This is a genomic window from Pacificimonas flava (assembly GCF_000342165.1).
Lineage (GTDB): Bacteria > Pseudomonadota > Alphaproteobacteria > Sphingomonadales > Sphingomonadaceae > Pacificimonas > Pacificimonas flava.
In genome coordinates, this window is sequence record NZ_AMRV01000001.1 from 188,260 (window position 1) to 200,439 (window position 12,180).

A 12,180-nucleotide genomic window follows, 5' to 3' on the forward strand; every position below is an offset into this window, starting at 1 on the left:
CGCCAGCCCCGCGCCTCAGCGAACGAAGCTGGCGCCGTTCACATCAATGACGCTCCCGGTCATCGAAGCCGGCGCGTCATAGGCGCAGAATTTCACGACCTTCGCGATCTCCTCAGTCTCTGCGACCCGGCCGAGCGGTATGTCTTTCAGCAGTTCAGATCCGCCGCGACTTGCCAGATAGTCCTCGGCCATCCCCGTCATCACATAACCCGGAGTGATGGTATAAACGAGAATGCCCCTTTGCGCGTAGTTGCGGGCAAGAGTTTTAGCGAGGCCGACCATACCCGCCTTCGCTGCGGCATAGTGCCCGTAGTCGATACCGTCACCGCGATACGCAGCACGGCTTGCCACATTGACGATACGGCCCGGAACGCCGCGTTCCAGCCAATGCTGGATGGCAAGGCGGCTGAGGTCTGCGGGCGCCTGCAGATTGATCGCGAGGCCGCGGGCCCAGCCTTCGGACCAGCTGTCATCATCGGCATCCAGCGGCACCTTATCGAACAGGCCCGCATTGTTGACCAGCACATCGATCTCGCCGCCCGCAGCGTCCAGAGCCTGCCGCCACAGATGTGCTGCGGCGTCCGGCTTCGTGAAGTCGGCGCCGATGATATCGTCCGCGGTGCGCGTTCCGTGCCGGACGACCGTCAGCGGACTGCCGTCAAGCGCCTGCGCGATGCTGGCGCCAATGCCGCGTGTGGAGCCGGTTACGAGAATGCCTGCCAATGATCTGCTCCCAATTCGTCATATTCGATATCTTGCGGCCGCGCAGAAGATCCGCAGCCCTGGAATCCTGCCATGGCGCAGCGCCGTGCGCCGATCAACCACGCCGGATCTGCCGGCGGCCTGCAACCCATGGACGTTTAGCAGGTTGATCGGCAAAGACGGTCGCGGGCGCGCTGAGGATCGCGGTCGATATTCGCAAGATTGCGAAAGAAGGGGCAGGGCGATCATGGACGAGGCGGAGGCAGGCGACGTACCGGAACCGCCCGCGCCGCCACGTCCCACACGCCGACAGGAAAGCCGCCGGACGGCGCATCGCCGGGACCGGCTGCTTTCGGCGCTCAACATCAGCATGGCGGGGGCGCTGCTTCTGGCGCTACCCTTCGCCCTTCAGGCCGGATCGGTGTTCTTCCTGCCGCTCGCGGCGGGCTTGACCTTTGGTCTGATGCTCGTCCCCGTCCAGGTCCGGCTGGAGCGCGTCCTGCCCGCCACGCTGGCGGCGACGGTCAGCCTCAGCGTTCTTCTCGGCTTCGTGGCCATTCTCAGCTACATCATCGTGATGCCGGCGCTTACCTGGCTGAACAACCTGCCGGTGAATCTGCCCAATGTCCGCCGCAACATCGCGCCGATTCTCGACATGTTCGACACGGTCGATCAGGCCGCGGCGCGTATTCAGGAGGGGCTGGGCGTCGAAAAGTCGATGAATGCACCTCCGCCCGGCAGCATAGGCGCGCCGACATCCGTGGTGGACGCCGTGACCGGTGCGGCGCCCTCCGCACTTATCCAGACCTTTTTCGCGCTCCTGATCCTCGTCTTCTTCCTCGCCAGCTACTCGCGTCTGCGGCAGGTGCTGATCGACAGCGCGAACACGGTTTCAGGCGCGAAGACGGCGGAACAGGTGCTGACGGATGTCGCCACGGACACCGGCCGGTACGTTGGTACGATCACTATCATCAACGTGCTGCTGGGGATCGTCGTGGCCCTTATTTTCTGGTGGCTGGAAATCGAGACGCCGTGGATGTGGGGCGGTCTGGCCGGCCTCCTCAATTTCGTGCCCTATGTCGGTCCGGTGGTCTTCTTTTTCCTCGCCGGACTCGGCGGGATGGCGGTCGAACCGAACTGGATCGCGGGCATGGTCCCCGCGCTTGCCTACCTCGTCGTCAACCTCGTCGAGGCGTATATCGTCACGCCGGCGATCCTCGGACGGCGTTTTCTCATTAACCCGCTCCTGATCATGATCGCCCTTTCCTTTTGGGGCTGGGTGTGGGGCGCCATGGGCGCGCTTCTGTCCGTGCCGCTCCTGATCATCGCGCGCTCGTTCATCCGGCGCGTGGGCGGACCGAACGTCTTCGGGTTCTTGCTCGATCAGACGACACTGATGCGGGAAAATCTGAATTTTACAGGATCGGTTCCGGCGCCGATGCCCGCGCCGGCACCTGGAGAACAGGAAAAATCCGGGGAAAATCAGGCAGAGGAAAAAAGTCGGGATCAGGTTGCTTGACACAGGCCAAGGCGCTTCGTAGTGACGCGCCTCCGGTCGGGGCGACGCTCCTTCCGAACTCCCAAGCGGGTGTAGCTCAGTTGGTTAGAGCGCCGGCCTGTCACGCCGGAGGTCGCGGGTTCAAGTCCCGTCACTCGCGCCATTTTCTATTGTTCAGACGTGCGATGGATCCCCTTCGGGGATGACCGCGCTTGTCTATATTCTCGGCGATCAGCTGACACGCGACCTTGCATCCCTGCGAGGCTGCGCGAAGGACGATACCGTCGTCCTGATGACAGAGCTGGACGAGGAGACCCGCTATGTGGGCCACCACAAGCAGAAGCTGGTCTTTATCCTGTCGGCCATGCGCCATTTCGCGCAGGAGCTTTCGGCGGCTGGCTGGCGTGTCGACTATGTAAAGCTGGACGATCCCAACAATTCCGGCGCTTTCACGGGCGAACTCGCCCGCGCTCTCGAGCGCCACGCCATTGACCAGATTCGCATCGTTAAAGCCGGCGAGTGGCGGGTCCAGGCCATGATCGACGAATGGCCGGACCGATTCGACGTAACCGTTCGCCAGTTCGACGATGACCGGTTTATCTGCAGCCTCGACGCGTTCGACGCGTGGGCCGAGGATCGGTCCTCGCTAACGATGGAATTCTTCTATCGAGAGATGCGGCGGAAAACAGGCCTCCTGATGTCCGATGGAGAACCGGAGGGAGGACGCTGGAATTTCGACAAGGAGAACAGAAAGCCGGCGAAAAGCGATCTGTTCATGCCGGACCGCTTGGCCTTTGAACCGGATGAGATCACGCTGGCCGTTATCCACCTTGTCGAAATGCGGTTCGCGGACAATGTCGGACGACTCGCAGGGTTCGGTTTCGCGGTCACGCGCGACGATGCCGAAAGCGTCCTCGAGCGATTTCTAGACTGCGCGCTGCAATCGTTCGGCACCTATCAGGACGCCATGCTGACGGGCGAAGCCTTTCTCTATCATGCCGTCATTTCGCCCTACATCAATATCGGCTTTCTCGATCCGCTCGCGATATGTCGGCGCGTTGAGGCGGCATATCGCGCGGGACGCGTGCCGCTGAATGCGGCGGAGGGCTTCATCCGCCAGATCATAGGATGGCGGGAGTTCGTGCGCGGCATCTATTGGCGAGAAATGCCCGGCTACGTCGAAAGAAATTTCCTGGAAGCGGACAGGAACCTGCCCGCTTTTTACTGGAGCGGCGAGACCGACATGCATTGCTTGGCTGAGGCCATTGGTCAGACGCTCGATCATGCCTACGCTCATCATATCCAGCGGCTGATGATCACGGGGAATTTCGCGCTGCTGATCGGCGCCGACCCGAAGCAGGTGCACGAATGGTATCTGGAGGTCTACGCCGATGCCTATGAATGGGTCGAACTGCCGAATACGCTCGGCATGAGCCAGTTCGGCGATGGCGGCCTTCTCGGCACGAAGCCCTATGCCTCATCCGGCAATTATATCGACAAGATGTCGGATTATTGCGGTTCGTGCCGATACGATGTGAAGGTGAAGGCGGGGGAGGGGGCGTGCCCCTTCAATCCCCTGTATTGGCATTTCCTCGACCGGAACCGCGACAAGCTGCAGGGCAGTCGCCGCCTGGCCATGCCGTACCGGACCTGGGACGGCATGGACGCCGCGCGCCGCGAGGAATATCTCGAGAGCGCGCGCTCGTTCCTGCGCGGACTGCGGTAGCGGATCAGGTTTTCTCGAGCGCGTCGAAGACGACAAACTCATGCGCGATCGAACGCTCGACCAGAAGCTCATAAAGATCGGCAACCAGGCCATCGTCGAGCTTTTCCGATCGGGCTGTCGCCTGAGCCTTTTCTATGACGTCGGCCTTGCGCCATTCGTCACGCACCGTTCCGCGTGTTTCCTTCACGCGCGCGGCGGCCTCGATGTAGCGCATCCGCTCTGCAAGCAGCGCGACGATACGCCGATCCAGTTCATCGATGCCCGCGCGGATTTCGGGCATGGTACGGCAGTCTGCGGGATTTACGATCTCGGTCATGGGCGGCTCACTTCCATCTGCCGATCTCGATCCACCGCACCAGCGGCTTCAACGGAAAGATCCAGGCCACGCCCAGCACGATCCATATCGGCGTCTGAACGAGTACCGGCAGACGCGTCACCGGGTCGGCAAGGCCGGCCACGATCACGACATAGGCTGTAATGATCGCGATCATCGCCAGCACGCCGAGCGGCTTCCTGAGTTTCGGCTGTTCATCCATGAGGACCGTATAGGGCGCTCGGCGTCACAATGTAATCGAGCAGATGGTCCCAGGGCTCTCGCGGCAAGGCCGGCACCATTTGACAGTCCCATGCAAGGCCGATGGTGAGCGGCAAGGTCCCCGCGGCCTGGCGCGCGGCGAGGTAACGGTCATAATGTCCCCCACCCTGACCAAGCCGGTCACCCGTGGATGTCGCAGCGAGCAGGGGGACGAGGAGAATCTCGGGTTCCCCGGCCGCCGCGGTATGCGCGGGCTGCATCATCTTCCAGGGACCGGGAAAGAGGGGGCCCGCTTCCCGAAATTGCATAGGTGAGGTGCGCTCCCCGAACCACGGGAGGAGAAGGCGCCTGGTGACATGCGCCGCGCAAGGCGCCGGATCGATCTCGTAACGGGTGGGAACATAAATGCCCACGCGCGCATGCGGTTCGATCAGGGGGGCAGCATGGCCTGCAGCGGCATTGAGGGCGGCCTCACGCTCGACGCCGGACAGAGAGAGTGCGAACGCTCTGCGGCTGGAGCGGAGGCGGCGGCGCAGGGCATCCTTCGCGGCCGCCGGATCGGCTTTCCCTTTCGCGCTGCCGATCAGATCCGAATCCGTGCCGGTCATGGTTCTTGAGCGCTCAGGCACCAGGCAAAGCTAGGAAGGTGACGGAACCGCCATGGCCGTTTGCCGGAATATCCTCTGACGCCAAGTACGTCAGGTGGGCGCCATGTGCATCGGGGCAAGGCCCCGGGCAGGGATAGCTCCCTAGGATGATATATCGCCTCAGGGATGTTCGCGTATGCTCGTACCCGGCAGTGTCCGTCACTGAACAATCTAGGATGCCGCATCGCCCGGCTCAAGGCCTCCCTGTTCCAAAGCAGCGATGATGCGCTCAACACGTTCGGCGGCGGCGTCGAGCGCGGCAAGCGCCTCCGAAGCCCTGTCCGGATCCGCCGCGCCTGAGGAGGCAGTCTCCGACGGATTATCTGCAGCGGTCGCCTCACGATCCGCCTGTCCACGGATCAGATCGTCCGCCACCATGATGGCGGACATGAGGAGCATGCGGACTTCAGGCAAATGGCCGAGCTGGGTTTGCAATTGCTGCGCTTTTGCATCGACCGTCTTGGCCAGGCGATCGATCAGGTCTTCTTCGCCGTCCTTGCAGGCGAGGGGGTATGATCTGCCGCCGACATCGACACGAACCTGGCCCATCAGCGGTTTTCCTCCCGATCAATGACGCGCTCCAGATCCGTCAATGCGCGCTCTGCCTCCGTGACGAGCCGGTCATGACGTTCCCGAAGACGGTCGTGCTCCGCGCGAAGGCGGCTGGTTTCGGATTTCAGCGCGTCCTCGGCCCGTCGCGCCTCGTCAGCTTTCGTCTTTAATGCCGTCGATGCCGCGGATTCGAGCCGACCGAGCGCGCCGCTTAGCCGCGCCAATCCCTCGTCGAATGTCGTGTTGTCGTGCAAGAAAGCGCCTTTTGACAGTGGGTTGCAAGATGCCGATAAGAGCCCGTCTCATGATTCGTCAACGCGCGCTGCGATGAGGTGGTGCCACAGCGCGGTTGCGTGCGGCGACGCTTGCGGCTACCTCCGCGCGGCAATGATGGCGGTTCGCACCGCCTGCTCACCTCTGCTCTTTTTCAGGGACGACGACCCGGCTCATGACGCCTTCCCATAACGACCTCGCCAATGCGATCCGCGCGCTCGCCATGGATGCCGTGCAAGCGGCCAATTCCGGTCACCCCGGCATGCCCATGGGCATGGCCGACGCCGCGACCGTTCTTTTTCAGAAGCATCTTAAGTTCGATCCGAAGGCGCCAGACTGGTACGACCGCGACCGGTTCGTGCTGTCGGCCGGTCACGGCTCGATGCTGATCTATGCTCTGCTGCATCTGACTGGCTACGACAAGCCGACACTGGACGACATCAGGAACTTTCGCAGACTGGACAGTCCCTGCGCCGGCCATCCAGAGAATTTTCTCCTGCCTGGTGTCGAGGCGACCACCGGACCTCTGGGGCAGGGCCTCGCCATGGCGGTCGGCATGGCCATGGCGGAACGTCATCTGAACGCCGGGTTCGGTGATGCGCTCGTTGATCACAGGACGTGGGTTATCGCCGGCGACGGCTGCCTGATGGAGGGGATCAACCATGAGGCTGTCGGGCTTGCCGGGCATCTGAAGCTTGGACGCCTGAACGTGATCTGGGACGACAACCGGATCACCATCGACGGTCCGACCGATCTGTCGACCAGCGAGGACGTCAAGGCACGCTATGCCGCGGCCGGCTGGCATGTCGCGGAATGCGACGGACACGATGCCGACGCGCTCGACGCCGCGATGAGAGCCGCGAAGGCGGACCCGCGACCCAGCCTGATCGCGGCGCGCACGATTATCGGCTATGGCTCGCCGAACAAGCAGGGCACGAGCGCTACGCACGGCGCTGCACTCGGCGAGGCGGAAGTCGCGGCCACGCGCGAAGCCCTTGGCTGGACGGCGGAGCCCTTCGTCATTCCGGACGACATTCTGTCCGAATGGCGCGCCATGGGCGAACACGGCTCCGCTCACCACAAGGCCTGGCAGGAAAAGGCGAAGCGGCAGCCGGAATGGGGTGACTTCGAGGCGCGCATGCGCGGAGAGCTTCCCGCCGGCTGGAAGGATGCCGTTGCCAGCTACATCAACGGGCTTGTCGCGGAACCGAAGGCCGAGGCGACGCGGAAATCCAGCGAGAACGCGCTGAAGGTCATCAACGCCGCGATCCCCGCTACGGTCGGCGGGTCCGCGGATTTGACCGGATCGAACAATACGCGTGCAGGCGAGATGGGCGTATTCGCGGCTGAGGATTATTCCGGTCGCTATGTCTATTACGGCATTCGCGAGTTCGGCATGGCCGCCGCCATGAACGGCATGGCGCTTCATGGGGGCGTCATTCCCTATGGCGGCACGTTCCTGATCTTCTCGGATTACTCCCGGCCGGCCATCCGTCTGGGTGCGTTGCAGCAGGCCCGGGCCGTGCATGTGCTGACGCACGATTCCATCGGCCTTGGCGAAGACGGGCCGACGCATCAGCCGATTGAGCAGGTGATGTCGCTGCGGGCCATCCCCAACCTGAACGTGTTCCGTCCGGCGGACGCCGTCGAGACGATGGAATGCTGGGCCTTGGCGCTTGAGGATAAGGATACGCCCAGCGCGCTTGCCCTTACGCGGCAGAACCTGCCGCAGGTTCGCACCGAAGCCGCAGAGGGCAATCTTTGTGCGCGGGGTGCCTATCGCCTGAAATCGTCTGAGGCAGACAGAAAGGTGATCTTCATCGCGACGGGGTCTGAAGTGCACCTGGCGCTTCAGGCCGCACGGCAGCTCGAAGAGGAGGGGGTCGGCTGCGACGTCGTCTCGATGCCCTGCTGGGAACTCTTCGCGGATCAGCCCGCAGCTTACCGAGAGGACGTGCTGCCGAACGTCCAGCCTGGCGAGATTCTGCGCGTTTCGGTCGAGGCGGGGACGACGCTCGGCTGGGCGGAACATGTCATGCTGAATGGGCTTTCCATCGGTATCGACCGGTTTGGCGCGTCTGCCCCGGCAGATGATCTGTTCGCGAAATTCGGCTTCACCCCGGATGCGATCGTACGGCGCGTCAGGGAAAAACTGTCCAACTCATAATCTAAAGCGAGGAAATTCAGATGGCGACGAAGGTTTTCATCAATGGCTTCGGCCGCATCGGCCGGCTGGTTGCGCGCGCATTGCTGGAGCGGGACGATCACGATTTCGAACTCGTCGCCATCAACGACCTCGCCGACGCGAAGTCGAACGCGCTGCTGTTCAAGTACGACTCGACGCATGGCCGCTTCCCGGGAGAGGTGAGCGCCGGCGAGGACAGCATCACGGTCAATGGTAAGACCATCCGCGTGACGGCCGAGCGCGAGCCGGGCAAGCTTCCGCACAAGGAGCTTGGTACGGATATCGTTCTGGAATGCACCGGGTTCTTCCAGTCCAAGGATGCTGCGCAGCCGCACCTCGATGCCGGTGCCAAGCGCGTTCTCATCTCCGCGCCGGCGTCGGGCGTCGACAAGACGATCGTCTTTGGCGTCAATCATGAATCGCTGACGGCCGACGACCTGATCGTCTCCAACGCGTCCTGCACGACGAACTGCCTGGCGCCCGTCGCGAAGGTGCTGCACGAGGCGGTCGGCATCGAGCGCGGCATGATGACCACCATCCATAGCTACACCAATGACCAGCGCATGCTGGACCAGATGCACAAGGACATGCGCCGCGCACGTGGCGGGGCGCAGAACATGATCCCGACAACCACCGGCGCCGCCCGTGCGGTCGGTCTCGTCCTGCCGGAACTGAACGGCAAGCTCGACGGCTCCTCCGTCCGCGTGCCGACCCCCAATGTCAGCCTGGTCGACCTGACCTTCCAGCCGTCGAAGGACACCTCCGTCGACGAAATTAACGGCGCTTTGAAGGCGGCGGCGGAGGGCGCGCTGAAGGGCGTTCTCGACTATACCGACGAGCCGCTCGTGTCCTCGGATTTCAACCATTATCCGGCGAGTTCGACGGTCGACAGCCTGGAGACGGCCGTGTTGGAGGGGAAGCTGGCGCGGGTCGTGTCCTGGTACGACAATGAATGGGGCTTCTCGAACCGCATGATCGACACGGCGAAGGTGTTAGCTCGCTTCTAGATCACGCCCGCAGCCAATTACGAGAGAGCCGGAATCCGAGCGCGCTGCGACCTGGATTTCGGCTCTTTTCCTTCCGGTCCTCATTTTTTCAAGGAAGTTCCCGCATGACCGCCTTCAAAACACTAGACGATCTCGGCGACCTCAATGGCAAAACGGTGCTGGTGCGCTGCGATCTGAACGTGCCCGTTCGGGACGGCGACGTCACCGATGACACCCGCCTGCGCGCCGCGCTGCCGACGCTGAACGAACTCTCGGGAAAAGGCGCGAAAGTGCTCGTCCTTTCCCATTTCGGACGGCCGAAGGGCAAGGCCGATCCCATGCTCAGCCTCTCGCCGATTTCCGCGGCGCTGGAAAAGGTTCTGGGCCGCACGGTCACGTTCATTACGGAAACCCACGGTCCGGTGGCCGAAGATATGGTGAGCCGCTTGCAACCCGGTGACGTCGCCGTCCTCGAGAATACGCGCTTCCATGCCGGAGAGACAGAGAACGACGCCGAGCTGGCCAAGCAGATCGCTGCACTCGGCGACCTCTATGTGAACGACGCCTTTTCCGCCGCCCACCGGGCGCATGTTTCAACGGAGGCGCTTGCACACCTGCTGCCCGCCTATGCCGGGCGGGCGATGGAGGCGGAACTCAAGGCGCTGGACGCGGCGCTCGGCAATCCGGAACACCCGGTCGCTGCCGTGGTCGGGGGTGCCAAGGTATCGACCAAGCTGGACGTGCTGCAGAATCTCGTCGCGAAGGTCGATCATCTCATCATCGGAGGCGGAATGGCGAACACGTTCCTGGCCGCGAAGGGCGTCGATGTCGGCAAGAGCCTGTGCGAACACGACCTGACCGACACGGCGACCGCCATTTTGGAAAAGGCGGATGCGGCGGGCTGTACCGTTCATCTGCCCTATGATGTCGTCGTGGCGAAGGAGTTCGCCGAAAACGCGCCCAGCCGGACGGCGAACGTCCACGAGGTCGCGGCCAACGACATGATCCTCGACATCGGCCCGGCGGCTGTCGAGGCGCTCGCCGACGCGTTGAAGACCTGCAAGACCCTGGTGTGGAATGGCCCGCTCGGGGCTTTTGAAATTGCCCCCTTCGATGCCGCCACGGTCGCGCTTGCCAAGACGGCGGCGGCCCTGACCAAGGACGGCTCCCTGACCTCCGTGGCGGGCGGCGGCGATACCGTTGCTGCGCTGAACCATGCCGGTGCGGCGGACGATTTCAGCTTCGTGTCCACGGCGGGCGGCGCCTTTCTGGAATGGATGGAAGGAAAGGCGCTGCCGGGCGTGGAGGCGCTTTCGCGCTGACCGCATCCCGCCGGGGCAGGCCGCGTTGCCGGTCTGCACGCCCTGCGTTAGATGAACGACAAGCCCGTGCTGCGGGCAAACAGAAGACAAAGGCGGAGATTAGGTTTCATGCAGGACCCGAAGATGATGGCGCAGGTCGTTGGCGGCGCTGGCTTTATCGCAGCGCTCGATCAGAGCGGCGGTTCGACACCGAAGGCTCTGAAAGGCTACGGCGTGGAAGAGAACGAATATTCCGGCGATGACGAGATGTTCGCGAAAATCCACGAGATGCGCAGCCGCATTGTCACCGCGCCTTCCTTCAACGGGCGAAAAGTCCTCGGCGCCATTCTGTTCGAAAAGACCATGGACGGCGATGCGGACGGCAAGCCTGTTCCGGCACTTCTCTGGGAACGCGGTGTGGTGCCGTTTCTGAAGGTCGACAAGGGTCTGGAGGACGAGCAGGACGGCGTACAGCTGATGAAGCCGATGCCTGAACTGGATGCGCTTCTGGACCGTGCCAATGCCAAGGGCGTCTTTGGCACCAAGATGCGTTCCGTCATTCAAAGCGCGTCAAAGTCGGGCATCTCTGCGATCGTCAAGCAGCAGTTCGAAGTTGCGAACGCCATTCTCGATAAGGGCTTGTTGCCCATCGTCGAGCCTGAGGTGAACATCAAGAGCACGGACCGCGCGCAGTCGGAGGACATCCTGCTCCAAGAATTGAAAGCGGCCCTGGACGCGCAGGATCATGGCCGGCGGATCATGCTGAAACTTTCGATCCCGGCGAAGGCCGACCTTTACGCTCCGTTGATCGCGCATCCGAATTGCGCCCGCGTCGTCGCGCTTTCCGGCGGCTTCTCACAGGACGAAGCATGCTCTGAACTGGCGAAGAATCACGGCATGATCGCCAGTTTCAGCCGCGCGCTGTTGCAGGATCTGCGGGCACAGCAGAGCGATGAGGAGTTCGACCAGGTTCTCGGCGCCGCGATCGACAAGATCTATACGGCCTCGACCCTGAAGGCGGCCTGACGATCCGGATATGCACCCGCTTCCGGCGCCTCCGATCAGGCGCTAGGAGCGGGCCATGTCAAAGATTGAACTCGACCCCGATTTTTCCTCTCGTTTCGATGCGAGCGAGGAATCGCGCCCCGCAGCGCAGCTCTACCTCATATCGCCGCCGACCTATGATCCGGGCTTTCCGGAGATTCTGAAGGCGGCGCTCGACGCCGGTCCCGTGGCGGCATTTCAGCTTCGCCTGAAGGGGGCGAGCGACATGGAAATCATGCGCGCCGGCAGCGTCATCAAGCCGATCCTTGCAGCCTATGACGTCGCACTGATCGTCAACGATCGTCCGGATATGGCCAAGGAACTGGAGGCCGACGGCGTTCATCTGGGGCAAGAGGACGGCGACGTTTCCGAAGCGCGTGCACTGTTGGGGCACGCAGTTCAAATCGGCATCACCTGTCATGACAGCCGTCATCTCGCGATGCAGGCCGGCGAGCAGGGGGCGGACTATATCGCCTTTGGCAGCTTCTACGACACGGCGACGAAGGAGACGGTTCACCGGCCCGATCCCTCCATCCTCGGCTGGTGGTCGACGATCAGCGAGATTCCGTGCGTGGCGATCGGCGGCATAACGCCGGAAAATGCCGCGCCGCTGATCGACGCGGGCGCGGACTTTCTGGCCGTCTCCGGTGCGGTATGGAATCATGCCGAGAATCCTGCCGCCTGCATTCGTGCGTTCGCCGACCTGCTTGAGGACCGCGCCGGCCGCTGAT

The 12,180-nt window shown here is 62.9% G+C and carries 13 protein-coding genes, 1 tRNA gene and 1 other RNA gene; 8 read left to right on the forward strand and 7 right to left on the reverse strand.

Annotated elements, in window-relative coordinates; all coding sequences use genetic code 11:
• Positions 1-15: 15 nt before the first annotated feature.
• On the reverse strand, positions 16-723 hold the full coding sequence (locus C725_RS00885) for an SDR family NAD(P)-dependent oxidoreductase (RefSeq protein WP_008599560.1): 708 nt from the start codon (positions 721-723) through the stop codon (positions 16-18).
• A 226-nt stretch (positions 724-949) separates the two neighbouring features.
• Between C725_RS00885 and C725_RS00890 the strand changes: the two genes are divergently transcribed.
• From C725_RS00890 to C725_RS00900, 3 genes are all read left to right on the forward strand, one after another.
• Positions 950-2,221, forward strand: a complete 1,272-nt coding sequence (locus tag C725_RS00890; protein WP_008599562.1) for an AI-2E family transporter — start codon at positions 950-952, stop codon at positions 2,219-2,221.
• A gap of 65 nt (positions 2,222-2,286) precedes the next feature.
• Positions 2,287-2,363 (forward strand) — tRNA-Asp (locus tag C725_RS00895).
• Positions 2,364-2,402: 39 nt separating this feature from the next.
• On the forward strand, positions 2,403-3,926 hold the full coding sequence (locus tag C725_RS00900; RefSeq protein ID WP_008599563.1) for a cryptochrome/photolyase family protein: 1,524 nt from the start codon (positions 2,403-2,405) through the stop codon (positions 3,924-3,926).
• A 4-nt stretch (positions 3,927-3,930) separates the two neighbouring features.
• Here C725_RS00900 and C725_RS00905 read toward each other — a convergent pair whose 3' ends face one another.
• From C725_RS00905 to C725_RS00925, 6 genes are all read right to left on the reverse strand, one after another.
• On the reverse strand, positions 3,931-4,242 hold the full coding sequence (locus tag C725_RS00905; protein ID WP_038280972.1) for a chorismate mutase: 312 nt from the start codon (positions 4,240-4,242) through the stop codon (positions 3,931-3,933).
• A gap of 7 nt (positions 4,243-4,249) precedes the next feature.
• Positions 4,250-4,462: a DUF2842 domain-containing protein gene (locus tag C725_RS00910; protein ID WP_038280973.1), complete on the reverse strand. Its 213-nt coding sequence runs from the start codon at positions 4,460-4,462 to the stop codon at positions 4,250-4,252.
• Positions 4,455-5,069 (reverse strand): 5-formyltetrahydrofolate cyclo-ligase, encoded by a 615-nt coding sequence (locus tag C725_RS00915; RefSeq protein ID WP_008599566.1) that lies wholly within the window; start codon positions 5,067-5,069, stop codon positions 4,455-4,457. Before C725_RS00915 ends, C725_RS00910 begins: the two co-directional genes overlap by 8 nt.
• 41 nt (positions 5,070-5,110) lie before the next feature.
• A non-coding RNA gene (ssrS, locus tag C725_RS15605) (6S RNA) lies at positions 5,111-5,267 on the reverse strand.
• 12 nt (positions 5,268-5,279) lie between these two features.
• Positions 5,280-5,657 (reverse strand): cell division protein ZapA, encoded by a 378-nt coding sequence (locus C725_RS00920; RefSeq protein ID WP_008599567.1) that lies wholly within the window; start codon positions 5,655-5,657, stop codon positions 5,280-5,282.
• On the reverse strand, positions 5,657-5,914 hold the full coding sequence (locus C725_RS00925; protein ID WP_008599568.1) for a hypothetical protein: 258 nt from the start codon (positions 5,912-5,914) through the stop codon (positions 5,657-5,659). Before C725_RS00925 ends, C725_RS00920 begins: the two co-directional genes overlap by 1 nt.
• Positions 5,915-6,108: 194 nt before the next feature.
• Between C725_RS00925 and tkt the strand changes: the two genes are divergently transcribed.
• From tkt to thiE, 5 genes are all read left to right on the forward strand, one after another.
• The gene (gene tkt / locus C725_RS00930) at positions 6,109-8,100 is read left to right on the forward strand and encodes a transketolase (RefSeq protein WP_008599569.1); all 1,992 of its coding nucleotides are present in this window, start codon (positions 6,109-6,111) and stop codon (positions 8,098-8,100) included.
• A gap of 20 nt (positions 8,101-8,120) precedes the next feature.
• Positions 8,121-9,125, forward strand: a complete 1,005-nt coding sequence (gene gap / locus C725_RS00935; protein ID WP_008599571.1) for a type I glyceraldehyde-3-phosphate dehydrogenase — start codon at positions 8,121-8,123, stop codon at positions 9,123-9,125.
• Positions 9,126-9,229: 104 nt separating this feature from the next.
• On the forward strand, positions 9,230-10,426 hold the full coding sequence (locus tag C725_RS00940) for a phosphoglycerate kinase (RefSeq protein WP_008599572.1): 1,197 nt from the start codon (positions 9,230-9,232) through the stop codon (positions 10,424-10,426).
• Positions 10,427-10,534: 108 nt separating this feature from the next.
• Positions 10,535-11,431: a fructose bisphosphate aldolase gene (locus C725_RS00945; protein WP_008599573.1), complete on the forward strand. Its 897-nt coding sequence runs from the start codon at positions 10,535-10,537 to the stop codon at positions 11,429-11,431.
• Between the two features lie 55 nt (positions 11,432-11,486).
• Positions 11,487-12,179: a thiamine phosphate synthase gene (gene thiE / locus C725_RS00950; protein WP_008599575.1), complete on the forward strand. Its 693-nt coding sequence runs from the start codon at positions 11,487-11,489 to the stop codon at positions 12,177-12,179.
• Position 12,180: the final 1 nt, after the last annotated feature.